24 protein-coding genes are annotated in these 22,403 nt (G+C 73.8%); 17 read left to right on the top strand and 7 right to left on the bottom strand.

The features are described 5' to 3' along the window. Nucleotides 1–177: 177 nt before the first annotated feature. The 3 genes from ACWEQL_RS19655 to ACWEQL_RS19645 all read left to right on the top strand — a co-directional run bounded on the left by ACWEQL_RS19655 (nt 178) and on the right by ACWEQL_RS19645 (nt 2,292). Nucleotides 178–735, top strand: coding sequence for a hypothetical protein (locus ACWEQL_RS19655; RefSeq protein ID WP_452151534.1), 558 nt, complete (start codon nt 178–180; stop codon nt 733–735). A 124-nt stretch (nt 736–859) separates the two neighbouring features. After that, nucleotides 860–1,561: a DUF3105 domain-containing protein gene (locus ACWEQL_RS19650; RefSeq protein ID WP_452151533.1), complete on the top strand. Its 702-nt coding sequence runs from the start codon at nt 860–862 to the stop codon at nt 1,559–1,561. A 116-nt stretch (nt 1,562–1,677) separates the two neighbouring features. Continuing rightward, nucleotides 1,678–2,292, top strand: coding sequence for a DUF305 domain-containing protein (locus ACWEQL_RS19645; protein ID WP_452151550.1), 615 nt, complete (start codon nt 1,678–1,680; stop codon nt 2,290–2,292). Here ACWEQL_RS19645 and ACWEQL_RS19640 read toward each other — a convergent pair. Further along, complete coding sequence (locus ACWEQL_RS19640) at nt 2,252–3,796, bottom strand: MFS transporter (RefSeq protein WP_452151532.1); 1,545 nt, start codon at nt 3,794–3,796, stop codon at nt 2,252–2,254. The genes ACWEQL_RS19645 and ACWEQL_RS19640 overlap by 41 nt on opposite strands. A 183-nt stretch (nt 3,797–3,979) precedes the next feature. Between ACWEQL_RS19640 and ACWEQL_RS19635 the strand changes: the two genes are divergently transcribed. Then, nucleotides 3,980–4,528, top strand: coding sequence for a MarR family winged helix-turn-helix transcriptional regulator (locus ACWEQL_RS19635; protein ID WP_452151531.1), 549 nt, complete (start codon nt 3,980–3,982; stop codon nt 4,526–4,528). A 24-nt stretch (nt 4,529–4,552) separates the two neighbouring features. On the opposite strand, the gene ACWEQL_RS19630 is transcribed toward ACWEQL_RS19635, so the two are convergent. Both ACWEQL_RS19630 and ACWEQL_RS19625 read right to left on the bottom strand, forming a co-directional pair. Further along, on the bottom strand, nt 4,553–5,065 hold the full coding sequence (locus ACWEQL_RS19630) for a methylated-DNA--[protein]-cysteine S-methyltransferase (RefSeq protein WP_452151530.1): 513 nt from the start codon (nt 5,063–5,065) through the stop codon (nt 4,553–4,555). 13 nt (nt 5,066–5,078) lie between these two features. After that, on the bottom strand, nt 5,079–6,656 hold the full coding sequence (locus ACWEQL_RS19625; RefSeq protein ID WP_452151529.1) for a DNA-3-methyladenine glycosylase 2 family protein: 1,578 nt from the start codon (nt 6,654–6,656) through the stop codon (nt 5,079–5,081). A gap of 81 nt (nt 6,657–6,737) precedes the next feature. Between ACWEQL_RS19625 and ACWEQL_RS19620 the strand changes: the two genes are divergently transcribed. Beyond that, nucleotides 6,738–7,178, top strand: a complete 441-nt coding sequence (locus ACWEQL_RS19620) for an ASCH domain-containing protein (protein WP_452151528.1) — start codon at nt 6,738–6,740, stop codon at nt 7,176–7,178. Nucleotides 7,179–7,304: 126 nt separating this feature from the next. Here the strand turns inward: ACWEQL_RS19620 and rsgA are convergent, their stop codons facing one another. After that, entirely contained in the window at nt 7,305–8,399 is a 1,095-nt protein-coding gene (rsgA, locus tag ACWEQL_RS19615; protein ID WP_452151527.1) for a ribosome small subunit-dependent GTPase A, read from the bottom strand. On the opposite strand from rsgA, the gene ACWEQL_RS19610 reads away from it, so the two are divergent. Next, nucleotides 8,392–8,733, top strand: coding sequence for a hypothetical protein (locus ACWEQL_RS19610; protein WP_452151526.1), 342 nt, complete (start codon nt 8,392–8,394; stop codon nt 8,731–8,733). The genes rsgA and ACWEQL_RS19610 overlap by 8 nt on opposite strands. On the opposite strand, the gene ACWEQL_RS19605 is transcribed toward ACWEQL_RS19610, so the two are convergent. Beyond that, nucleotides 8,721–9,935, bottom strand: a complete 1,215-nt coding sequence (locus ACWEQL_RS19605; protein WP_452151525.1) for a YihY/virulence factor BrkB family protein — start codon at nt 9,933–9,935, stop codon at nt 8,721–8,723. The two genes, ACWEQL_RS19610 and ACWEQL_RS19605, sit on opposite strands and share 13 nt — an antisense overlap. 433 nt (nt 9,936–10,368) lie before the next feature. Here ACWEQL_RS19605 and ACWEQL_RS19600 point away from each other — a divergent pair, with 433 nt between their 5' ends. The 11 genes from ACWEQL_RS19600 (at nt 10,369) to ACWEQL_RS19550 (ending at nt 20,374) form a co-directional block, all read left to right on the top strand. Beyond that, a complete protein-coding gene (locus tag ACWEQL_RS19600; protein ID WP_310593185.1) occupies nt 10,369–10,452 on the top strand; it encodes a putative leader peptide in 84 nt (27 codons plus the stop codon). A gap of 198 nt (nt 10,453–10,650) precedes the next feature. Beyond that, on the top strand, nt 10,651–12,375 hold the full coding sequence (locus ACWEQL_RS19595; protein ID WP_452151524.1) for a nitrite/sulfite reductase: 1,725 nt from the start codon (nt 10,651–10,653) through the stop codon (nt 12,373–12,375). A gap of 100 nt (nt 12,376–12,475) precedes the next feature. Next, nucleotides 12,476–12,652, top strand: coding sequence for a hypothetical protein (locus ACWEQL_RS19590; RefSeq protein ID WP_452151523.1), 177 nt, complete (start codon nt 12,476–12,478; stop codon nt 12,650–12,652). Next, the gene (locus ACWEQL_RS19585) at nt 12,636–13,340 is read left to right on the top strand and encodes a phosphoadenylyl-sulfate reductase (RefSeq protein ID WP_452151522.1); all 705 of its coding nucleotides are present in this window, start codon (nt 12,636–12,638) and stop codon (nt 13,338–13,340) included. Before ACWEQL_RS19590 ends, ACWEQL_RS19585 begins: the two co-directional genes overlap by 17 nt. 43 nt (nt 13,341–13,383) lie before the next feature. Then, nucleotides 13,384–13,983, top strand: coding sequence for an adenylyl-sulfate kinase (gene cysC, locus ACWEQL_RS19580; RefSeq protein WP_452151521.1), 600 nt, complete (start codon nt 13,384–13,386; stop codon nt 13,981–13,983). Continuing rightward, entirely contained in the window at nt 13,980–14,918 is a 939-nt protein-coding gene (gene cysD / locus ACWEQL_RS19575) for a sulfate adenylyltransferase subunit CysD (RefSeq protein WP_452151520.1), read from the top strand. The genes cysC and cysD overlap by 4 nt, the downstream gene beginning before the upstream one ends. Further along, nucleotides 14,919–16,247, top strand: a complete 1,329-nt coding sequence (locus tag ACWEQL_RS19570) for a sulfate adenylyltransferase subunit 1 (RefSeq protein WP_452151519.1) — start codon at nt 14,919–14,921, stop codon at nt 16,245–16,247. A 251-nt stretch (nt 16,248–16,498) separates the two neighbouring features. Then, nucleotides 16,499–17,668, top strand: coding sequence for an aliphatic sulfonate ABC transporter substrate-binding protein (locus ACWEQL_RS19565; RefSeq protein WP_452151518.1), 1,170 nt, complete (start codon nt 16,499–16,501; stop codon nt 17,666–17,668). A gap of 218 nt (nt 17,669–17,886) precedes the next feature. After that, nucleotides 17,887–18,690 (top strand): ABC transporter ATP-binding protein, encoded by an 804-nt coding sequence (locus tag ACWEQL_RS19560; protein ID WP_452151517.1) that lies wholly within the window; start codon nt 17,887–17,889, stop codon nt 18,688–18,690. Beyond that, nucleotides 18,677–19,579, top strand: a complete 903-nt coding sequence (locus ACWEQL_RS19555) for an ABC transporter permease (protein WP_452151516.1) — start codon at nt 18,677–18,679, stop codon at nt 19,577–19,579. The genes ACWEQL_RS19560 and ACWEQL_RS19555 overlap by 14 nt, the downstream gene beginning before the upstream one ends. 12 nt (nt 19,580–19,591) lie before the next feature. Beyond that, nucleotides 19,592–20,374, top strand: coding sequence for a sirohydrochlorin chelatase (locus ACWEQL_RS19550; protein WP_452151515.1), 783 nt, complete (start codon nt 19,592–19,594; stop codon nt 20,372–20,374). 107 nt (nt 20,375–20,481) lie between these two features. Here the strand turns inward: ACWEQL_RS19550 and ACWEQL_RS19545 are convergent, their stop codons facing one another. Both ACWEQL_RS19545 and ACWEQL_RS19540 read right to left on the bottom strand, forming a co-directional pair. Next, the gene (locus tag ACWEQL_RS19545) at nt 20,482–21,231 is read right to left on the bottom strand and encodes an RICIN domain-containing protein (RefSeq protein WP_452151514.1); all 750 of its coding nucleotides are present in this window, start codon (nt 21,229–21,231) and stop codon (nt 20,482–20,484) included. A 53-nt stretch (nt 21,232–21,284) separates the two neighbouring features. Then, nucleotides 21,285–22,025 carry an RICIN domain-containing protein gene (locus ACWEQL_RS19540; RefSeq protein ID WP_452151513.1) on the bottom strand — a complete coding sequence of 247 codons (741 nt, stop codon included), beginning with the start codon at nt 22,023–22,025 and terminating at the stop codon, nt 21,285–21,287. Between the last annotated feature and the right edge of the window lie 378 nt (nt 22,026–22,403).

Raw genomic sequence — 22,403 nt, 5'->3', positions numbered from 1 at the left:
GGCACCCGTCTGTCCGGGCCGCGGCGGCCGTTCCCCCGGTGTTCGGATTCCGTTCCGTCCGGCCTTGCCGGTTCTGCCCCGAGCAGGGCGTTTCCGGGACGATCCGTACCGAGGAGGCCCGAAAATGCGGCCGGAGGAGGGGCATCGCTTCACCCGTTCGGCTGATTAAATGTCCGCATGACCGCGTCGGCGCCCAAGGCACTCTGGCCGGGGAGGGCCGCGTTCGCGGGCCGCCCGGCGGGCGCGCTGTGGGTGCTGCTGCTGGTCGGCCTGCTCACGGCGCTGCCGTGCGCGGGCCAGGCGAAGGCGGTGACGGCGGAGCGGGAGTCCGCGGTTCCCGTCGTACTCGGCACCGCCGCCGGACCGGACGGCACCGGACCGGACGCCCTCGCGGCCGGTCCCGCCGCTCCGGGCGCCTCCGCCGCACCGTGGACGCCGGACCTCGCGCCGCAGCCCGCCGCCCACGGCGAGCACGTGAGCCACCTGGACGCCACCGCGCGGCACTGGACCTGGTGCTCCGCCGACGGCCGTCCGCCCTCCCGCAACGACGGATGCTCCGGCCATCCGTTCTGCACCCAGGACGCCCAGCTGCCCAACCCGCCCCCGCAGCCCGTGCCCGCCGCGGCCCCCCGGCCGGCGGCGACCGAGGCGCTGCCGAGGGTGCTGCCCTGCGGGCTGCTGGTCGGCCCGCACCCGGCGCCCGACCTGTACGCACTGCAGGTGCACCGGTCCTGAGCGGAACCCACCGCCCGACGCCCGCCACCACCGTCGACGACGGCCGGCGGGACGGGTGGATCCGCCTTCCCCGCCCCCACTTCTGACCGCCGGCCCCGACGGCCGGCGGGGACAAGGACACCACATGGGTTCCGCCTCGAAGCAGTCCGACCAGCCGGCCCGCAAGCCCGTCAACAAGCCCTCCACCAAGGTCAGCGCCAAGCAGGCCGGGCTGGACCGCCGCGCCCGGATCGCCGAGCTGCGCGCCGCCGAGCAGCGCCGCGAGCGCCGCAACAAGGTGCTGTTCGGCCTGGTCGCCGGTGTGCTGGCGATCTCCGCGATCGCCACCGGCACCTGGATCGTGGTCGACGCCAACAACGAGAAGCAGGCCAAGGAGGCCGCCGCCAACGCGCCGGTCGACGGCGTGAAGACCTTCGGCGAGCTGAGCCGCAACCACGTCAAGGAGAAGGTCACCTACCCGCAGACCCCGCCGGTCGGCGGCGACCACAACGCGATCTGGCTGGACTGCATGGGCCACGTCTACGACCAGCCGGTCGAGAACGAGCGCGCGGTGCACTCGCTGGAGCACGGCGCGGTCTGGGTGACCTACAACGGCAAGGCCACCCCGGACGACATCAAGGCCCTCTCGGAGAAGGTCAAGGCGACCCCCTACTCCCTGATGAGCCCGTACCCGGACGAGCCGGGCACCATCACCCTGAGCGCCTGGAGCACCCAGCTGGTGGTGGAGAGCGCCTCCGACCCGCGGGTGAACGAGTTCTTCACCAAGTACGTGCAGGGCAAGCAGACCCAGGAGCCGGGCGCCTCCTGCACCATGGGAGCGATGTGACCTCCGCCCACGAGGACGCCGTCGAGGAGACCGCCGTGGACGACACCGAGGACGGCGCCGCCGAGGACGGGCAGCGCCCGGCCCGAGGCCGCCGCCGGCTCTGGTGGCCGGCCGCGCTGGCCGCGTCGCTGGCCCTCGCGCTCGGGGTGCCCGCGCTCGTGGCGAGCGGCACCTCGGCCTCCGGGTCCTCCGCCGTCGCCGCTCCGGCCGACGACTCCCCCGAGGCCGGGTTCGCCCGGGACATGGCCACCCACCACCAGCAGGCGGTGGACCTGTCGTTCATCGTCCGCGACCGGACGACCGACGCGGCCACCCGCACGCTCGCCTTCGACATCATCAACACCCAGGCCAACCAGCGGGGCATGATGATGGGCTGGCTCGACCAGTGGGGGCTGCCGCAGCACTCGCCGGCGAAGCCGATGGCCTGGATGCGGATGAACCACGTCTACGAGCCGCACGACGGTTCGCTGATGCCGGGCATGGCCACCAACACCCAGCTGGCGAAGCTGCGCGCGCTCAGCGGCCGCGACGCCGAGGTGTACTTCCTTCAGCTGATGCTGGAGCACCACAAGGGCGGCGTGGAGATGGCCCAGGGCTACGTCGACCTGGCGAAGAACGAGACCGAGAAGCGGCTCGCCCGATCGATGGTGGTCGGGCAGACCTCGGAGATCGGGCTGATCACCGACATGCTCACGGAACGCGGCGCGGCGCCGGGGGTCCCGGCGTCCTGACGCTCCGTCCGGCCGGGGTGCGGGTGCTCCGTACCCCGGCCGTCGCGTTCCCGTTCCCGTTCCCGTCGCTGCCGTCGCTGCCGCCGTCGCCCGGGGGCCGGGGCGGCCGCGGGGTGAGCCGTACGGCCAGGACCGCGACCAGTGCGAGCGCCACCAGCACCACCCGGCCACCCGACCCGGCCCCGGCGAGGTGCACGCCGAGCACCGGCAGCGCGGTGCCGAGCGCCGTACCGAGGCTGCGCGCCATGTTGACCATGCCGCCGCCGACCGCCGCGCTCTGCGCCGGGACGGCCCGCATCACCAGGGCGTTGTTGGCCGGCAGCAGCAGGCCCAGCCCGTAGCCGGCCAGCAGCAACGGCAGGGCGGCGCCGGCCGCCGTGGCCGGGAGCAGCGCCAGCAGGACGAGACCGCCACCGGCCAGGGCCGCGCCCAGGCGGCAGCGGTCCGGATCGGTCCAGGTGCGCGGCAGCAGGGACCCCCCGAGGGTCGCGGCGAGCGCGAAGGCGGCCGGGAGCAGGGTGATCACCAGCCCGGCGGTGGCGGCCGGGGTGCCCGAGCCGGCCAGCATCACCGGGCCCAGGACCAGCGGGCAGAACAGCAGCAGGTAGCCGATCAGCGCGACCACCAGACCGCCGCGCACGCCCGGGGTGTTCACCAGGCCGGGGGCGATGATCGGGCGGGTCGCCCGGCGTTCCTGGCGGACCAGCGCCAGGGTGCCCAGCGCGGCCGCGAGCGGCAGTGCGACGATCGCCCACCCGGGCAGCGGCAGCCCGGAGGCGGTGGAGAGCGCGAGCAGCAGGGCCGCCGAGGAGCCGGTGAGCAGCAGCATGCCCAGCAGGTCGAAGCGCCCGCCGGACGGGTCGGGGCGCCGGCCCCGGTCGTCGGGCGGCAGCAGGAAGCGACCGGCCAGCAGCCCGAGCAGGCCGATCGGTACGTTGACCCAGAACACCCAGCGCCAGGAGGCGTGCTCCACCAGCAGCCCGCCGAGCGTCGGCCCGAGGGCCAGGCCCAGTCCCTGGGCCGCCGCCTGGACCCCGAGCGCCCGGCACATCGCGTGCTCCGGCACGCCCCGGGCGACCAGGGCCACGCTGTTGGCCTGCATCATCGCCCCGCCGACCGCCTGGACCGCCCGGCAGGCGATCAGCGCCCCGAGGCCGCCGGCGAACCCGGCGCCGAGCGAGGCCAGCGCGAAGATCGCGAACCCGCCGACGTACATCCGTCGGCGCCCGACCAGGTCGGAGAGCCAGCCGATCGGCGCCAGCAGGGCGACCAGCACCAGCAGGTACGCCAGCGCCACCCACTCCACGGTGGCGAGGCCGGCCCCGAAGTGGTCGCCGAGCGCCGGCAGCACCAGCGCGGTGACGCTCGCGGTGAGCTGCCCGAGGAACGCCCCGAGGCAGACCGTGCCGACGGCCAGCCACTGGCGCAGCGAGACGGCGGAGCCGCCGGAGCCGCCGGGGGCACCGCGCGGGCCGTGGGGGGCGGGGCGCGCGGCGGTGTTCATGCCGAGAAATATATCGGACGCAGATATGTTCTCTCTACGAGCTGATCGGTGACCGAACGGCTGCACGGCGTGTGGGGCGGGGCGTGTGGGGCGGGGCGTGCGGCCGGCCGGCCACACGGGCTCCCCCTGGGAGCGGGTGACCGGCGGATGGCCGGAGGGTGACCGGCGGTTACGATTTCCGCCATGCCGTCCGCGCCCGCTCCCGACGCCGAGTCCGTCCCCCCGAACCCTTCCGCCGCCGGGGAGGCCCGGTCCACCGGCGGGGCTCCGACCGTGGACGACCCCGGAGCGGCGGCCGAGTCCGCCCGGGAGCTCACCAAGGTGGTGACCCGGCTGCGGCGCGCGCTGCGCAGCAGCATCCGCACGGAGTACCCGTGGGAGTCGCTGCCGATGGCGCAGGTCGAGCTGTTGCAGACGCTCGCCGCCGAACCGCTGCGGGTCGGCGAGCTGGCGGCCCGTCAGCGGCTGGCCCCCAACACGGTCAGCGGCCTGGTCGGCAAGCTGCTGGAGGCCGGGTTCGTCGACCGGCAGGCCGACCCCGGTGACCGCCGTACCGCCCGGATCGCCCTCACCGAGGACGGCCACCGCCAGCTCGCCGACTGGCAGCGGGCCCACGAGCGGCGGATCGCCGACGCCCTCACCGGCCTCTCCCCCGCCGACCGGGACGCCGTCATGAACGCCCTGCCGGGCCTGGAGCGCCTGGCCCGCGCGCTCGACGCCCACGACGGCTGAGCACCTCCGCGGAACCGCGAACGCTCAGAACAGCGAGCCGCTCTCCAGCCCGAGCAGCCAGCGCTTGGCGTCCACGCCCGCCGCGAACCCGGTCAGCGCGCCGTTGGCGCCGATGACCCGGTGGCAGGGGCGGACCACCAGCAGCGGGTTGGCGCCCACCGCGCCACCCACCGCCCGGACGGCCCGCGGCGAGGCGCCGGCCAGCGCGGCGAGCTCGCCGTAGGTGACCGTCCCGCCGTACGGGATGGTGTCCAGGGCGGCCCAGACCTGCCGGCGGAACTCGGTGCCGACGGGCGCGAGCGGGAGGTCGAAGGCGGTCCGCTCGCCGGCGAAGTAGGCGGTCAGCTGGTCCACCGCGGGGGCCAGCGCCTGCGGGTCGCGGACCCACCCGTCGGCGGGTTCGGCCCGGGCGCCCTTCTGGCCGGGCGCGGTGACGGTGGCCAGCGCGGCCGGGCCCTCGCCGTCCTCCGGCAGGGTGCCGCTGAGCAGCAGCGTGCCGAGCGGGCTGTCCATGGTGGTCCAGACGGTGGTGGTCATCGTGGTTCTCCGTTCAGTGGTCGGTGTCGGAGGTGGCGGCCCAGAGGTGGTGCACGGCGTACGAGCGCCACGGCGCCCAGGCCTCGGCCGCGCGGGCGGCGGCCTTCTGGTCCCAGGCGGGCACGCCGTCGCCCGCGCCCCGGGGCGGGTCTCCGAGCCGCTCGATCCCGTGGCGCACCCCGACGTCGCCCGGCAGGAAGACGTCCGGGTCGGCGAGGGCCCGCATCCGCAGGTAGCCGACGGTCCAGGGGCCGATGCCCGGCAGGTCGATCAGCCGCTGCGCGGCCTCCTCGCGGTCCACCCCGGCGTCCAGCCGGACGACGCCCTCGGCCAGCGCGGCACAGAGCCCGGTAAGGGCCCGGCGCCGGGCGTTCGGCATCGCGAAGTCCCCGGGGTCGGCGACCGCCAGCGCGGCCGCGGTCGGGAACAGCAGCCGCAGCCCGCCGCTGGGCTCGGGCAGCGCGGTGCCGTACTTCTCGGCGAGCCGGCCCGCCAGCGTACGGGCGGCACCGACGGTGATCTGCTGGCCGAGCACGGCGCGCACGGCCAGCTCGTGCGGGTCGACGTGGCCGGGCGAGCGCAGGCCGGGGCGGGCCCGCACCAGCCGGCCGAGCAGTGGGTCGGCGCCCAGCTGCTCGTCGACCGCGTCCGGGTCGGCGTCCAGGTCGAACAGGATCCGCAGCCGCTGGACGGCGGTCGGCAGGTCGCGCAGGTCGGCGAGGAAGAGCCGGCAGTCCAGCCAGCCCCGGGTCCGGGGGTCCTCGGGCGCGAGGCCGTCCACCTCGGCGATGCCGTGGCCGTACGGCAGCGCCAGGGTGCGGCGGTAGGTGCGCACGCCGGGCCGGGCGCCGGGGACGACCTCCTCCACGCCGGGGACGGCGCGCAGCGCCAGGAAGTCGATCAGGTGGTCGCCGTCGAGCGCGCCCCGGTACGCCAGCCGCAGGGTGAGCCCGCCGGCCGGGGTGGCGGTGCGCCGGCCGGCCGTGACCTCGGCGCGCAGCCCGCTGGGGGTGCGGTCGTAGACCTCGCGGACGGTGTCGTTGAACTGGCGCACGGAGGCGAAGCCGGCCGCGAACGCGATCTCGGTGACCGGCAGTTCGGTGGTCTGCAGCAGCAGCCGGGCGGTCTGGGCGCGGCGGGCGCGGGCGAGCGCGATCGGGCCGGCGCCGAGTTCGGCGGTCAGCTGGCGCTGGAGCTGGCGGGAGCTGTAGCCGAGGCGGTGGGCGAGGCCGGCGACGCCCTCGCGGTCCACCACGCCGTCGCCGATCAGCCGCATGGCCCGGCCGACCAGGTCCGCCCGGTGGTTCCACTCCGGCGAGCCGGGCACCGAGTCGGGGCGGCAGCGGCGGCAGGCCCGGAAGCCCGCGCCCTGGGCGGCGGCCGCGCTGGGGTAGAAGGTGCAGTTGACGCGCTTGGGGGTGACCGCCGGGCAGCTGGGCCGGCAGTAGATCCCGGTCGTGGTGACGGCCGTGAAGAACACCCCGTCGAAGCGGGCGTCCCGGCTGTCCACCGCCCGGTAGCGGATGTCGTCGTCGATCACGCTGTCCAGTCTGCGGCACGGCGGGCACCACGACTGGCGGGAATCGGACATGGGCGTGCGATCCCGGGGAGCCGGGCACCGACGGCCGAAATCCCGTGGTGGCTCCGGCCGTCCCGTCGGTAGCCTGCCGGGATGAGCGATGGATCGTACGCCGAGTACGCCGACCTGCCGCACGCCCTGTTCGCCTTCCCCGGCCCGCTGCGGGACCGGCTGGTCGCGGCGGTCCTGGACGGCTCGAAGACCAGCACGACCGGCCTGGTCGCCGAGTACGAGCACGAGGGCGAGCCGCTGCCCGAGGTGGGCTCCCGCTCGGTGGTGGTCGACTCCGACGAGCGCCCGGTCGGCGTGATCGAGGTGACCGAGGTCCGGGTCGTCGCGCTGGCCGAGGTCGACCTCGCCCACGCCGTCGACGAGGGCGAGGGCCACACGACGGTCGCCGAGTGGCGCGCCGACCACGAGGGCTTCTGGCACGGCGCGGAGCTGCGGGCGGCCCTGGACGACCCGGACTTCACCGTGGACGACGGCACCCGGGTCATCCTGGAGCGCTTCCGCCTGCTCACCGACCTGCGCTGACCCGGCCCGCCGCGGTCCGGCCCGCCGCGCGGGACGGCCCGGCGTACCGACACCCGACCGGCGCACCGGTACGGACGGGCACACCGGCCCGCCGTGGGTACGGCGGGCCGGTCACGCCGGCGGGGGTCAGCGCTTCACCGGCAGCCCCCGCATCGACTTGGTGATCGTCTTCCACTTCCGGAGCCGCTCGGCGGCGAGCCGGGCGTCGGAGCGGGCCGCGATCCAGTCGCTCTCGCGCTGGAGCTTGAGGTAGCTGTCCATCCGGCGCTGCGGAAGGCTGCCGTCCTCCAGCGCCGCCCGCACCGCGCAGCCGGGCTCGCTGCGGTGGCCGCAGTCGTGGAACCGGCACTGCTCGGCGAGGTCCTCGATGTCGGAGAAGGCGAGCGCCAGCCCGTCACCGCCGTAGAGGCCGACCTCGCGCAGACCGGGCGTGTCGATCAGCACGCCGCCGCCGGGCAGCGGGATCAGCTCGCGGGTGGTCGTGGTGTGCCGGCCCTTCTCGTCGACCGAGCGGGTCTCCTGGACGGTCATCACCTCGGTGCCGGCCAGCGCGTTGGTGAGGGTCGACTTGCCGACGCCGGACTGGCCGACCAGCGCGGTGCTCCGCCCCACGCAGGCGCGCAGCACGTCGACGCCCTCGCCGGTCTCGGCGCTGACCACCAGCACGGTGACGCCGGGGGCGATCGCCTCGACGTCGGCGCGGATGTGGTCGGCGTCGTCGACCAGGTCGGCCTTGGTGAGGGCGACCAGCGGCTCGGCACCGGACTCCCAGGCCAGCGCCAGGAAGCGCTCGATGCGTCCGAGGTCGGGCTCGGCGGCGAGCGAGGCCGCGATCAGCACGGTGTCCACGTTGGCGGCCAGCACCTGGCCGTCGGAGCGCTTGCCGGACACCTTGCGGATGATCGCGGTCGACCGCGGCAGCAACGCCGCCACGGAGGGCATCGGGTCGGCCGCGAGGTCGACGGCGGCCCAGTCGCCCGTGCAGGGGCAGTTGATCAGGTCCGCGTCGCCCACCGCGCGGGTGTCGGCCCGTACGGTGCGCGGCGCGCCGCTCTCCGGGTCGGTCAGGACGACGTCGCACTGACCGCGGTCGACCCGGGTGATCCGGCCGGCGGCCAGACCGGCCTCGGCGAGCGGGGTGAAGAGCTCTTCGAGCTCGGAGGTCCAGCCGTAGCCGGACAGGGGGAAGTCGGAGACGGAAAGAGAGGCGGCGTTGAACAACGCGGTGGCCCTTCGGGAGGAATGCGATCCCGGCGGGCGGCGACTGCTCGCGAGCGGGGCTGCGTCAGCCGGCGGCCGGGCGGAAGAGGTGGGGGGTGCGGGTGCTGCCGAGGGCAGCCGTGGCGACGGTGACGGCCATGGGGCCCACCTCCTGCTTCTCTCCTGGGGCATCGACACCATGACGTACGCCATGGTGGTGCCCTCGATCCGGACGCTGCCCACGCTAGCCAACGCGAACGGCGGCGCCAACCGATTTATCCGCGACCCTCTCATCCCTCCGCGGGCCTGCGCGAACACCGGCCACCGCGAACACCCCGCCCGTCAGCGCTGCTGATCCCACGGCGGGCGGGGCGGGTAGCTGGGCAGGGTCCAGTCCGGCGGCGGGGCGGTCGGGCGGTCGCTGTCCGGCGGGGGCGGGGCGGGCCGGTGGTGCGGACCGCCGCCGCGCGGGCCGAGGCGGCCGCGGATGTCGTCGGCGGCCAGCACGTCGGCCCAGCGCTCCGGGTACTCGGAGGGCGCGTCGAGGTCCTCGGCGTCCTCCTCCCCCGCGTACTCCTCCTCGGCGCCCTCGGCGAGACCGAGCTCGCGCGCCCGGCGGGCCCGTTCGACCGCGCGGCGGGCGGCGACCTCGCGGACCACCGCGGCCGCGGCCTCCTCGTGGGCGCGCTCGTTCTCGGCGCGGGCGTCGGCGGTCTCCAGGGTGGGCCAGCGGCGGTCTATGGCGGCGTTCATCGCGGCGCCGATCAGGACGGCCAGCGCGACCACGCCGATCCACAGCAGGACGGCCACCGGCGCGGCCAGCGAGCCGTACACCGAGGGGCCCTCGACGGAGCTGACCAGGTAGAGGCGGAGCAGCACGCTGCACACCACCAGGACGACCAGCGCGACCAGGGCGCCCGGGATGTCCTCGCGCCAGGGCGTGGAGACCGGCACGGCGAGGTGGTAGAGCGTGGTGAGGGAGACGATCAGCAGCAGGATCGCGGCGGGCCAGTAGAGCGCGTTGACCAGCGTCGCCGAGTCGGGGACGGCGGCCACCACCAGGCCCGGGCCGGCCACCAGCAGCGGCAGCACCAGCGAGCCGATCACCAGCGCCCCGAGATAGAGGCCGAGCGACATCAGCCGCGTCTTGACGATGCCGCGTTTGCCGTCCAGCCCGTACATGACGGTGATGGTGTCGATGAAGATGTAGAGCGCCCGGGAGCCCGACCAGAGCGACAGCAGGAAGCCGATCGAGATCAGGTCGGGCCGGGTGTGGTCGAAGACGTCGTCCAGCAGCGGGACGACGACCTGTTTGATGGACGAGTCGGAGAGGACCGTCCCGGCTGCCGAGAGGATGTCCTGCTTCAGCTTGTCGATCGTGCCCGCGCCGAGGAACTCGTCCAGGTACCCGAGCGTGCCGGCGAGGCAGAGCAGCAGCGGCGGGATCGAGAGCAGGGTGAAGAAGGCGGCCTCCGCGGCGAGTCCGGTGACCCGGTACTCGACGCAGGTGTTGGTGGTGTCCTTGATCAGGGCCCAGGCGGTACTGCGCCAGGTCACCTGCTTCGCCGCGCGCCGGGATCCCTTGCCCCGACGACGTGAGGGCCGCTCGGGGTTCGGTTTCGTCGTTTCGCCTGCTGGTTGCACAGGGCTAACGGTATCGGGCCGGGCGACGGGGGCCGATCTCGCCGGGCTGTGATGCGGACCGCTCGGCGGCGGGCGGGCCGGCACCGGGGCCGTACGGGCCCGCACGGAACGCGGGAGGGGCCGCACCGGGACGTGGGAGGGGCCGCCCCGGGGCCGGGAGTTCGGAGTACCGTCGACGCCCGCGCGGGCGGTTCGTGGACGGCTCGCGGGCGGCTCGTGGACGGGCCGCCGGGCCGGGGATCCGGCGAGCGGCCGGAACGTCAGAGCGTCTCGAAATGCGAGTCCTCAACGTCCATCATGCGGACGTTAGTGGACCGCACGTCGCTCCCCGTGCGAATCTCTTGCCATGCCAAGCGCCGGAACCACCCTAGTAGGTCGACTCCACGTCGATCTCCTTCGCGTGTCCAGCGCCATCTGTCCGGTGACCTGAGCCCCACCCCGCTGCCTCCACCGCACCCCGGCGCCACCACCTCGCCGTCCCCGCCGACGCGGACGCGCAGGCGCCCACCGGCCACGGTCACTGCTTCTCCCGGCCCTGAGAAACCAGCAGGTCACAGCAGCACCGCACCGCCGAGCACCGCCCCGCGACCACCCGGCGCCAGAGCCACCTGCCCCGAAGGACTTCACCATGGCCACCTCCCCCGAGACCGCCGAGCCCACGGCCGACCGCGCCCCCGCGCGGCGCCCCGCCGCCGCTCGCAAGGTGACCCGTCACCGCGGCGAGGGCCAGTGGGGCATGGGCCACTTCACCCCTCTGAACGCCAACGAGCAGTTCAAGAAGGACGACGACGGTCTCAATGTGCGGACACGTATTGAGACGATCTACGCGCACCGGGGCTTCGACTCCATCGACCCGGCGGACCTGCGCGGCCGGATGCGCTGGTGGGGGCTGTACACCCAGCGCAAGGAGGGCATCGACGGCGGCAAGACCGCGATCCTGGAGCCGCACGAGCTGGACGCCGAGTACTTCATGCTCCGCGTGCGCATCGACGGCGGCCGGCTGACGGTCGCCCAGCTCAAGGCGATCGCCGAGGTCTCCGAGCAGTACGCGCGCAACACCGCCGACCTGACCGACCGGCAGAACGTCCAGTACCACTGGATCCGGATCGAGGACGTCCCGGCGATCTGGCAGAAGCTGGAGGCCGTCGGCCTGTCCACCACCGAGGCCTGCGGCGACACCCCGCGCGTCATCCTCGGCTCCCCGGTGGCCGGCATCGCCGAGGACGAGATCATCGACGGCACCTCCGCCATCGAGGAGATCCAGCGCCGCTTCATCGGCAACAAGGACTTCTCCAACCTGCCGCGCAAGTTCAAGTCCGCCGTCTCCGGCTCCCCGCTGCTGGACGTCGCGCACGAGATCAACGACGTCGCCTTCGTCGGCGTGGTCCACCCCGAGCACGGCCCCGGCTTCGACCTCTGGGTCGGCGGCGGCCTCTCCACCAACCCCAAGCTCGGTGTCCGCCTGGGCGCCTGGGTCCCGCTGGACGAGGTCGCGGACGTCTACGGCGGCGTCATCGGCATCTTCCGCGACTACGGCTACCGCCGCCTGCGCAACCGCGCCCGGCTGAAGTTCCTGGTCGCCGACTGGGGCGTGGAGAAGTTCCGTCAGGTGCTGGAGGACGAGTACCTCAAGTACAAGCTGGTGGACGGCCCCGCCCCCGCCCAGCCCGCCGGCCGCTGGCGCGACCACGTCGGCGTGCACCGGCAGAAGGACGGCCGCTACTACGTCGGCTTCGCGCCGCGCGTCGGCCGGGTCGACGGCAAGCTGCTGGGCCAGGTCGCCGACCTCGCCGCCGCCCACGGCAGCGACCGGCTGCGCACCACCGCCGAGCAGAAGATGCTCGTCCTCGACATCGCCGAGGACCGGGTCGAGTCGCTGGTGGCCGGCCTGGAGGCGCTGGACCTGCGGGTCACCCCGTCGCCGTTCCGCCGCGGCACCATGGCCTGCACCGGCATCGAGTACTGCAAGCTCGCCATCGTCGAGACCAAGGAGCGCGGCCGCACGCTCATCGACGAGCTGGAGAAGCGCCTGCCGGACTTCGACGAGCCGCTGACCATCAACATCAACGGCTGCCCCAACGCCTGCGCCCGCATCCAGGTCGCCGACATCGGCCTCAAGGGCCAGCTGGTGAGCGACGAGAACGGCGCCCAGGTCGAGGGCTACCAGGTGCACCTGGGCGGCGCGCTGGGCCTGGAGGCCGGCTTCGGCCGCAAGGTCCGCGGGCTCAAGGTCACCAAGGAGGGCCTGCCCGACTACGTCGAGCGCGTCCTGACCCGCTTCCGCGAGGACCGCGCCGAGGGCGAGCGCTTCGCCCAGTGGACGGCCCGGGCCAGCGAGGAGCAGCTGTCGTGAGCGAGCGGAGCATGGGGGTACCCCTGGCCGAAGGCCGGGGGAGAACCAACAAGCTGTGCGTGTGCTCGCGAAGCGGGCGCCGAGCGGAGCGAGGTGGGCGATGAGCGAGCGAGCCGCGCCCTTCCACTGCCCCTACTGCGGGGACGAGGACCTGCGTCCGTCCGAGACCGGACACGGCGCCTGGGAATGCCACGGCTGCCGCCGGGCTTTCCAGTTGAAGTTCCTCGGCCTGCTGTCACCGACCCACGGGGGTACCGCACATGACCAGCGCGACTGACGTCGACCACGAGCGGCTCGCCGCCGAGGCCGGCCGTGAGCTGGAGGAGGCCGGCGCCCAGGAGATCCTGAAGTGGGCCGCCGACACCTTCGGCAAGCGGTTCTGCGTCACCTCCTCCATGGAGGACGCGGTCGTCGCCCACCTCGCCTCGACCGTCATGCCCGGCGTGGACGTGGTGTTCCTGGACACCGGCTACCACTTCGCCGAGACCATCGGCACCCGCGACGCGGTGGCGGCCGTCCTGCCGGTCAACGTCATCACCCTGACGCCGCTGCAGACCGTGGCCGAGCAGGACGCCCGGTACGGGCCGAACCTGCACGACCGCGACCCGGACCTGTGCTGCGCCCTGCGCAAGGTCGAGCCACTCAACCGCGGCCTGGCGGGCTACGACGCCTGGGCCACCGGCCTGCGCCGCGACGAGTCGCCGACCCGCGCGAACACCCCGGTGGTGTCCTGGGACGCAAAGCGCCGCAAGGTGAAGCTCGCCCCGATCGCCCGGTGGACGCAGGAGGACGTCGACGCCTACGTCAACGCCCACGGCGTGCTGCTCAACCCGCTGCTGTGGGAGGGCTACACCTCGATCGGCTGCTCGCCGCTGTCCTGCACCCGCAAGCCCGCCGAGGGCGAGGACGCCCGCGCCGGCCGCTGGTCCGGCTCCGGCAAGACCGAGTGCGGCATCCATCTCTGACCCCGACCCGACCCACCGTCAACGACCAACTGGAGAAACGACCGTGAGCACAGCCACCACCCCGGCCGCCGACGGAGCCGCAGAGGCGGCCCCCGCGGCCGCCCCCTGCGAGCGCGGCGCCACGGTGTGGCTGACCGGTCTGCCGAGCGCGGGCAAGACCACGCTGGCCTTCGCGCTGGCCGAGCGGCTGCGTGCCGAGGGCCACCGGGTCGAGGTCCTCGACGGCGACGAGATCCGCGAGTTCCTCTCCAAGGGCCTCGGCTTCACCCGCGAGGACCGGCACACCAACGTCACCCGGATCGGCTTCGTCGCCGAGAAGCTCGCCGCCAACGGCGTCAAGGTGCTGGCCCCGGTCATCGCCCCGTACGCGGACTCCCGCACCTCCGTGCGCGAGCGGCACGCCGCCAACGGCACCCCGTTCCTCGAGATCCACGTCGCCACCCCGGTGGAGCTGTGCGCCGAGCGCGACGTGAAGGGCCTGTACGCCAAGCAGGCCGCCGGGGAGATCTCCGGACTCACCGGCGTGGACGACCCGTACGAGGCCCCCGTGGACCCCGAGCTGCGTCTGCAGACCCAGGGCCGCGAGGTGGCCGAGAGCGCCGCCGAGCTGCACGCCTTCCTGACCGAGAGGGGCCTCGCATGACGACCGCGACCCAGCACCTGGTGCACGCCGACGACACCCCCTTCGCGCTGTCCCACCTGGACGCGCTGGAGGCCGAGTCGGTGCACATCTTCCGCGAGGTCGCGGGGGAGTTCGAGCGCCCGGTGATCCTCTTCTCGGGCGGCAAGGACTCCATCGTCATGCTGCACCTGGCGCTCAAGGCCTTCTGGCCGGCCGCCGTGCCCTTCTCGCTGCTGCACGTGGACACCGGCCACAACTTCCCCGAGGTCATCGCCTACCGGGACCGCGTGGTCGCCGAGCACAACCTGCGCCTGCACGTCGCCCACGTCCAGGACTTCATCGACGACGGCCGGCTGCGCGAGCGCCCCGACGGCACCCGCAACCCGCTGCAGACCGTCCCGCTGCTGGACGCCATCGAGAAGGGCCGCTTCGACGCGGTCTTCGGCGGCGGCCGCCGCGACGAGGAGAAGGCCCGCGCCAAGGAGCGCGTCTTCTCCCTGCGCGACGAGTTCGGTGCCTGGGACCCGCGCCGCCAGCGCCCCGAGCTCTGGTCGTTGTACAACGGCCGGCACGCCGTCGGCGAGCACGTGCGCGTCTTCCCGCTCTCCAACTGGACCGAGCTGGACGTCTGGCAGTACATCGAGCGCGAGGGCATCGAGCTCCCCGAGATCTACTACGCCCACGAGCGCGACGTCTTCGCCCGCAGCGGCATGTGGCTGACCGCCGGTGAGTGGGGCGGCCCCAAGGAGCACGAGACGGTCGAGCGCCGCCTCATCCGCTACCGCACGGTCGGTGACATGTCCTGCACCGGGGCCGTCGACTCGGACGCCGCCGACATCCAGGCCGTCATCGCCGAGATCGCCGCCAGCCGCCTCACCGAGCGCGGCGCGACGCGGGCCGACGACAAGCTGTCCGAGGCCGCGATGGAAGACCGCAAGCGCGAGGGGTACTTCTAAATGAGCACGACCATCGAGACCAGCGCGACCTCGCTGCTGCGCTTCGCCACCGCCGGGTCCGTCGACGACGGCAAGTCCACCCTGGTCGGCCGGCTGCTGCACGACTCCAAGTCGGTCCTCGCCGACCAGCTGGAGGCCGTCGAGCACGCCTCCCGCAACCGCGGCCAGGACGCCCCCGACCTGGCGCTGCTCACCGACGGCCTGCGCGCCGAGCGCGAGCAGGGCATCACCATCGACGTGGCCTACCGCTACTTCGCCACCGCCCGGCGCCGGTTCATCCTCGCCGACACCCCGGGCCACGTGCAGTACACCCGGAACATGGTCACCGGCGCCTCCACCGCCGAGCTCGCCGTGGTCCTCGTCGACGCCCGCAACGGCGTCGTCGAGCAGACCCGCCGGCACGCCGCCGTCGCCGCCCTGCTGCGGGTGCCGCACGTCGTCCTTGCCGTCAACAAGATGGACCTCGTCGACTACGCCGAGCCCGTCTTCGCCGCCATCGCCGCCGAGTTCACCGCCTACGCGGCCTCCCTCGGCGTCGAGGACGTCGTCGCCGTCCCGATCTCCGCGCTGGCCGGCGACAACGTCGTCGAGCCCTCCGCCCACATGGACTGGTACGGCGGCCCCACCCTGCTGGAGCACCTGGAGAGCGTCCCGGTCGGCAGCGACCCCAGCGCCGAGCCGGCCCGCTTCCCCGTCCAGTACGTGATCCGCCCGCAAACCGACGAGCACCCCGACTACCGCGGCTACGCCGGCCAGCTGGCCTCCGGCGTCCTGCGCGTCGGCGACCCCGTCACCGTCCTGCCCTCCGGCCACACCACCACCATCGCCGGCATCGACGCCCTCGGCAGGGCCACCGACATCGCCTGGGCCCCCCAGTCGGTCACCGTGCGCCTCGCCGACGACATCGACGTCTCCCGCGGCGACCTGATCGCGGCCGGCCCGGCCCCCGAGCCCGTCAAGGACATCGCGGCCACGGTCTGCCACCTCAACGAGCGTCCGCTGCTCCCCGGCGCCAAGGTGCTGCTCAAGCACACCACCCGCACGGTGCGCGCGCTGGTCAAGGAGATCTCGTACCGGATCGACATCGACAGCCTCGAACAGCGCCCCGGCGCCGAGGGGCTGGGGGTCAACGACATCGGCCACGTGGTGCTGCGCACCGCGGAGCCGCTGGCGCTCGACGACTACACCGACAACCGCCGGACCGGATCGTTCCTGCTGATCGACCCGGCCGACGGCACCACCCTCACCGCCGGCATGGCGGGCGAGGCCTTCGAGACCGTGCGCGCCGCCGGCGCGCCGGACGCACCCGACGAGGAGGACTGGGTCTGATGCCCAGCGAGGCGTTCTCGGGCATGGACAAGGAAGGCGGCCGCATCGGCAGCGGCGTCCTCGGCAGCGGCCAGGGCGGGCTGACCCGATGTGTGGGCCGACAGGGGCACTGATCCCCTGTCACCGGGCGGCCGTCATCCCACAGCCGACGTCCGCCCGGCTTGCCCGGCATCGCGGGATGCCGCAAGCACAGCCTTCCGACCTCCGTCCGAGACCGCCCCGGCGGTCCCGTCCAGAACAGGACGCACCCCATGGCACCGAACCAGGAACTTCCGCACGCCCACGCCTCCGATAGGCCCGCACGCCCGGCGGCCGGCCGGATCAGACGGCCGGCCGCGGCCGCGATAGCCGGGCTCACCGCGGTGGCCCTGCTCACGGCCTGCGGCTACGGCTCCAAGAGCGAGGACAGCAAGTCCGACAACGCGGCTCCGGCCGCGAATTCCTCGGGCGCCAAGCTCTCCGCCGACACGGTCAAGATCGGCTACTTCGCCAACCTGACCCACGGCACCGCGCTGGTCGGCCTGCAGGAGGGCCTGATCCAGAAGGAGCTGGGCGGCACCAAGATCAAGACCCAGGTCTTCAACGCGGGCCCGGCCGAGATCGAGGCGCTCAACGCCGGCTCCATCGACATCGGCTGGATCGGCCCCTCCCCGGCGATCAACGGCTACACCAAGTCCGAGGGCAAGTCCCTGAAGATCGTCGGCGGTTCGGCCTCCGGCGGCGTCAAGCTGGTCGTCAACCCGGACAAGATCTCCTCCCTGGACGACCTCAAGGGCAAGAAGATCGCCACCCCGCAGCTCGGCAACACCCAGGACGTGGCGCTGCTCAACTACCTGGCCGGCAAGGGCTACAAGGTGGACGCGCAGTCCGGCGCCGGCGACGTCTCGGTGGTCCGCTCGGACAACAAGGTCACCCCGGACGCCTACAAGCAGGGCTCCATCGACGGCGCCTGGGTGCCCGAGCCCACCGCGTCCAAGCTGGTCACCCTCGGCGCGAAGGTCCTGCTCAACGAGAAGGACCTCTGGCCGGACAAGAAGTTCGTGATCACCAACATCATCGTCTCGCAGAAGTTCCTCAAGGAGCACCCGGACGTGGTCGAGGCCGTCCTGCGCGGCTCGGTGAACACCAACGCCTTCATCAAGGCCGACCCCGACAAGGCCAAGGCGATCGCCAACGAGGCCATCAAGAAGGAGGCCGGCAACGCGCTGGAGGCGGCCGTCCTCGACCCGGCCTGGGCGGACATCGACTTCCTGGACGACCCGCTGGCCGGGACCCTGCAGAAGGAGGCCGACAACGCGGTGACCGCCGGCCTGCTCAAGAAGCCCAACCTGAACGGCATCTACGACCTGACGCTGCTCAACAAGGTGCTCCAGGCCAAGGGCCAGGGCCCCGTGGCGGACGCCGGACTCGGCACCAAGTAGGCGCGACCCACCCTCCGGTGAACGCGCCGCCGCGCTCAAGCTCCGCGGTCCGGAACCCCGCCCGCCCGGTCGATGCCCAGTCACGGGCCGGGCGGGGCCGGACCCCGGCTCCCACTTCGCCATCCCTTCCCCTCCCAGCCCGCCGGCGGGCTGGGGGTCCCCCCGGCCGCTCAGGCCGGGGGAGAGGGGCCATGACCACTCACGCAGGAGGTGCCCGGATGACCACGGCACTGACCACCTCGGAAGACGTCCCCGGCACCGAGGCCCGCGACGGCGCGCCCGCCGTCCGGATCTCGAACGTGCACAAGTCCTTCGGCCGCCCCGGAGCGGCGACCCACGTCCTGGACGACATCACCCTCGACGTCGCCCCCGGCGAGTTCGTCACGCTGCTCGGAGCCTCGGGCTGCGGCAAGTCCACCCTGCTCAACCTGGTCGCCGGACTCGACAAGCCCTCCGCGGGCACCATCGAGGTGCCCGGCGGCCGTCCCGCGCTGATGTTCCAGGAGCACGCGCTGTTCCCCTGGCTCACGGCCGGCAAGAACATCGAACTCGCCCTGCGGCTCAACGGCGTCCCCCGCCCCGAGCGCCGGGCCGAGGCCGAGCGGCTGCTCGAACTCGTCCGCCTCGGCGGCTCGTACGGCAAGCGCGTGCACGAGCTGTCCGGCGGCATGCGCCAGCGCGTCGCGATGGCCCGCGCCCTCGCCCAGGGCAGCCAGGTGCTGCTGATGGACGAGCCGTTCGCCGCCCTCGACGCGATCACCCGGGACGTCCTGCACGACGAGATCACCCGGATCTGGGCCGAGCGCCGGCTCACCGTCCTGTTCGTCACCCACAACGTGCGCGAGGCCGTCCGTCTGGCCGAGCGCGTCGTCCTGCTCTCCTCCCGCCCCGGCCGGGTCGCCCGTGAGTGGCGGATCGACCTGCCGCAGCCGCGCCGCATCGAGTCCGCCGGCGTGGCCGACCTGTCCATCGAGATCACCGAAGAACTGCGTGGGGAGATCCGCCGCCATGGCAAGCACTGAGACCACCCCCACCCTGGACAAGCGCCCGGAGTCCGACACCGCCGGCGTCGAGGCCGGGCTGGACGCGCTCGACGCCGTCGTCACCACCAAGCGGTCCGTCGGCGAGACGCTGCGGCAGAAGGCCCTGCCCCCGCTGCTCGGCGTGGCGCTGGTGCTCGCGGTCTGGCAGGGCGCGTACAGCCTGCACGTGACCACCGCGTACAAGCTGCCCAGCCCGGCCGACGTCGGCGCCGCCCTCGGTGACCTGTGGACGGCGGGCACGCTGTTCTCGATCATCTGGACCAGCGTCTGGCGGGGCATCTCCGGCTTCGTCGTCGCCGTCGTCATCGGCACCCCGATCGGCCTGCTGGTCGCCCGGGTCAAGCCGGTCCGGGCCGCCCTCGGCCCGGTGCTCTCCGGCCTGCAGTCGCTGCCCTCGGTCGCCTGGGTGCCGGCCGCCGTCATCTGGCTCGGCATCAACGACTCGATGATGTACGCGGTCATCCTGCTCGGCGCCGTCCCCTCGATCGCCAACGGCCTGGTGGCCGGCATCGACCAGGTGCCGCCGCTGTTCCTGCGGGCCGGCCGCACCATCGGCGCCTCCGGCCTGGCCGGTGCCCGCCACATCCTGCTGCCCGCCGCACTGCCCGGCTACCTGGCCGGCCTCAAGCAGGGCTGGGCGTTCTCCTGGCGCTCGCTGATGGCCGCCGAACTCGTCGCCTCCTCCCCCGACCTGGGCCTCGGCCTCGGCCGGTACCTGGAGAACCAGCGCGAGTTCTCGGACATGGCGGGCGTGCTGCTCGGCATCATCCTCATCCTGCTCGTCGGGATCGCCATCGAACTGCTGGTGTTCACCCCGATCGAGCGCCGGGTACTGCGCAACCGCGGCCTGCTGGCCGCCGCGAAGTAAGGCACCCGTCCCGTGCGAACCCGCCGGCTGTCCGCCGCCCCCGCCACCCCGGTGGCGGCGGGCGGCCCCGCCCTGCTGCTGATCGCCCACGGCAGCCGCGACCCCCGGCACGCCGCGACGGTGGCCGCCCTGGTCGAACAGGTCCGGGCACTGCGCCCCGGGCCGGAGGTGGCCACCGCCTACCTGGACCACTGTGCGCCGCGGATCCCGCAGGTGGTCGGCCGGCTGTCCCCGGCCGTCGCCGTCCCGCTGCTGCTCAACCGGGCCTTCCACGCCAAGCACGACATCCCCGCCGCGCTCCGCTCCGCCGGCGCCGACCTCCCCGTCGCGGACGTCCTCGGCCCGTCACCGCTCCTGCTCGCCGCGCTGGACCGCCGCCTCGCCGAGGCCGCGCCGGACCTCGCCGACCCCGGCGTCCGGGCCCGCACCGGCGTCGTCCTGGCCGCGGCCGGCTCCTCCGACCCGGCCGCCGACGCCGCCACCCGCGCCGTCGCCGCCGAGTGGCGGCTCACCCGCGGCTGGGCCGCCGTCGAGGTGGCCTACGCCTCCGCCGCCGGCCCGCGCGTCCCCGAGGCCGTGGCCGCCCTGCGCGCGCGCGGCGCGGAACGGGTCGCCGTCGCCCCCTATCTGCTCGCCCCCGGCCAGCTCCCCGACCGCATCGCCGAGGCCTCGACCGGCTGCGCCGACCTGCTCGCCGACGTCCTCGGCCCGGCCCCCGAGGTCGCCGCCCTCCTCCTGGAGCGCTACGACCGGGCCCGGGCGACGGCGGCGGCCGCCTCCGCCCTCACCGCCTGAACGGCCCCGCCTGAACGGGCCCCGCCGGGGCGCCTTCGCGGGCACGACGAAACGGCGGCCGCCCGGCCCGGGGTCTTCCCCCCGGGCCGGGCGGCCGCGACGCGGCATCAGACGGGCAGGTGCCAGAGCTGGTTCGAGGTGCCGTTGCAGTCCCAGAGCTGGACGACGTTGCCGTTGGTGGTGTCGTAGCCCCGGATGTCCAGGCAGCGGCCGGACTTCGTGTTGACGATCGCGCCGTCTCCGCGAACCCACCACTGCTGGGCGATGTTGCCGTTGCAGGGGCCGGTGTGCACCTGGGTGCCGTTGCCGGTACGGCCGTCCCAGATGTCCAGGCAGACGCCGACGGCGCGGATGGTGCCGTCGGTGCCGATCTTCCACCGCTGGTTGACGTTGCCGAGGCAGTCCCAGACCTGGGTGGGCGTCTTGTTGGCCATGCTGGCGCCGCGCACGTCCAGGCACTTGCCCGCCAGGCCGGTGACCTGCCCGACCGGGCCGGCCGGGACGGCGGGGCCGAACGAGACGCCGACCCACCATGGCGTGCCCATGCCGATGCAGCCTGCGGAGGTGGTGGTGTTGCCGGTGACCCAGCTGCTCCACAGCGGCGAGAAGACGTACGAGTTGGTGTTGAAGTCCCAGGTCGCGCAGCTACCCCCGAGGGTCCAGGTCTGCATCGGGTCGAGGCCGGTGCAGGTGGCGGATGCGCCGGACTGGGTGCAGCTCCCGACGCCGCCCGGGCCGGGGACGGTCGTGGCGGACTGCGCGGCCGGAGCCGCCGGCGCGGCACTGGCGGCCGGCGCGATGAACGCGGCGGCTCCTGCGAGGAGGGCGGTGGCGAACAGGGTGGCGGTACGACGCATCGAAGAAGTCCTTAGGGGTGAGGGTGAGTCGGTGGACCGGGCTGCCGCGCGCATCAGGCGGGCACGTGCCAGACCTGGTTCGCGGCACCGTTGCAGTCCCAGATGCCCAGTTGGTTGCCGTTGGTGGTGGAGAAGCCCAGGTTGTCCAGGCAGCGGCCGGACCGCGGGTTGAGGATCGAGCCGTCGGCCCGGACCTGCCACTGCTGCGCGCCGGTCCCGTTGCAGTCGTAGATCTGCACCCGGGTGGCGTTGCCGGTCCTGCCGCCCTGGACGTCCAGGCACCTGCCGAGGGCGCGGATGGTGCCGTCGGCGCCGATCTTCCACCGCTGGTTGACGTTGCCGAGGCAGTCCCAGATCTGGACGGGCGTGCCGTTGTTGACGACGCCGCCCCGCACGTCGACGCACTTGCCCGCGTAGCCGCTGATCTGCCCGACCGGGCCGGCCGGGACGGCGGGGCCGAACGAGACGCCGCCGCCCCACCACATGCCCATGCCCCAGCAGGTCGCGGTGGCGGTGCCGTCGCCGGTCATCGTGCCGCTCCACGCCTGCGAGAAGACGTACATGTTGGTGGTGAAGTCCCAGGTCGCGCAGGTGCCCCCGACGCTCCAGGTCTGCATCGGGTCGAGGCCGGTGCAGGTCGCGGAGTTGCCGGACTCGGTGCAGCTCCCGATGCCGCCCGGGCCCGGGCGGGTCGTGGCGGACTGCGCGGCCGGAGCGGCGCTCGCCGATGGCGCGGTGAGCGCGGCGGCCCCGGCCAGCAGGGCGGTGGCGAACACGGCGGCGGTACGACGCATCGAGGAGGTCCTTCCGTAGACGGTGAGCCGGTCGACCCGCTGGCCCGTGAACCGTGGTGACGGTGCGCCAGTTGTGGAGGCCGCGTGAAAGTCTCGTGTGCGACATGTTCACGGTCAACGGGCCCGGGTGGAGATCACGCCACCGGTTCGCCCACGGAGGGAGGCCGTACGGAGCGGGGCCGCACAGGTCCGGGCAGGCCGGGCGGGCCGCCGATCCGGCCGGAATGCACACGGCCCGGCTCCCCCGCGAGGGGGGAACCGGGCCGTGATCGGACCTGGGGGGCTAGGGCGTGTCTTGTGGATCTTGTCGGATAGGCCGCGGCGTTGGGGTGCGTGCATCGCAAGGCGGAGGAGGGAGCCACTGCGGAGCATTGGCGA

This window comes from Kitasatospora sp. NPDC004240, from assembly GCF_053603215.1.
This window is presented reverse-complemented; position numbering and strand designations above follow the sequence as displayed.

Coding starts and splice junctions, on each gene's coding strand:
- ACWEQL_RS19655 (WP_452151534.1), top strand. CDS start 178: ATGACCGCGTCGGCGCCCAAGGCACTCTGGCCGGGGAGGGCCGCGTTC.
- ACWEQL_RS19650 (WP_452151533.1), top strand. CDS start 860: ATGGGTTCCGCCTCGAAGCAGTCCGACCAGCCGGCCCGCAAGCCCGTC.
- ACWEQL_RS19640 (WP_452151532.1), bottom strand. CDS start 3,796: ATGAACACCGCCGCGCGCCCCGCCCCCCACGGCCCGCGCGGTGCCCCC.
- ACWEQL_RS19635 (WP_452151531.1), top strand. CDS start 3,980: ATGCCGTCCGCGCCCGCTCCCGACGCCGAGTCCGTCCCCCCGAACCCT.
- ACWEQL_RS19630 (WP_452151530.1), bottom strand. CDS start 5,065: ATGACCACCACCGTCTGGACCACCATGGACAGCCCGCTCGGCACGCTG.
- ACWEQL_RS19625 (WP_452151529.1), bottom strand. CDS start 6,656: ATGTCCGATTCCCGCCAGTCGTGGTGCCCGCCGTGCCGCAGACTGGAC.
- ACWEQL_RS19620 (WP_452151528.1), top strand. CDS start 6,738: ATGAGCGATGGATCGTACGCCGAGTACGCCGACCTGCCGCACGCCCTG.
- ACWEQL_RS19600 (WP_310593185.1), top strand. CDS start 10,369: ATGCCAAGCGCCGGAACCACCCTAGTAGGTCGACTCCACGTCGATCTC.
- ACWEQL_RS19595 (WP_452151524.1), top strand. CDS start 10,651: ATGGCCACCTCCCCCGAGACCGCCGAGCCCACGGCCGACCGCGCCCCC.
- ACWEQL_RS19590 (WP_452151523.1), top strand. CDS start 12,476: ATGAGCGAGCGAGCCGCGCCCTTCCACTGCCCCTACTGCGGGGACGAG.
- ACWEQL_RS19585 (WP_452151522.1), top strand. CDS start 12,636: ATGACCAGCGCGACTGACGTCGACCACGAGCGGCTCGCCGCCGAGGCC.
- cysD (WP_452151520.1), top strand. CDS start 13,980: ATGACGACCGCGACCCAGCACCTGGTGCACGCCGACGACACCCCCTTC.
- ACWEQL_RS19570 (WP_452151519.1), top strand. CDS start 14,919: ATGAGCACGACCATCGAGACCAGCGCGACCTCGCTGCTGCGCTTCGCC.
- ACWEQL_RS19565 (WP_452151518.1), top strand. CDS start 16,499: ATGGCACCGAACCAGGAACTTCCGCACGCCCACGCCTCCGATAGGCCC.
- ACWEQL_RS19560 (WP_452151517.1), top strand. CDS start 17,887: ATGACCACGGCACTGACCACCTCGGAAGACGTCCCCGGCACCGAGGCC.
- ACWEQL_RS19555 (WP_452151516.1), top strand. CDS start 18,677: ATGGCAAGCACTGAGACCACCCCCACCCTGGACAAGCGCCCGGAGTCC.
- ACWEQL_RS19545 (WP_452151514.1), bottom strand. CDS start 21,231: ATGCGTCGTACCGCCACCCTGTTCGCCACCGCCCTCCTCGCAGGAGCC.
- ACWEQL_RS19540 (WP_452151513.1), bottom strand. CDS start 22,025: ATGCGTCGTACCGCCGCCGTGTTCGCCACCGCCCTGCTGGCCGGGGCC.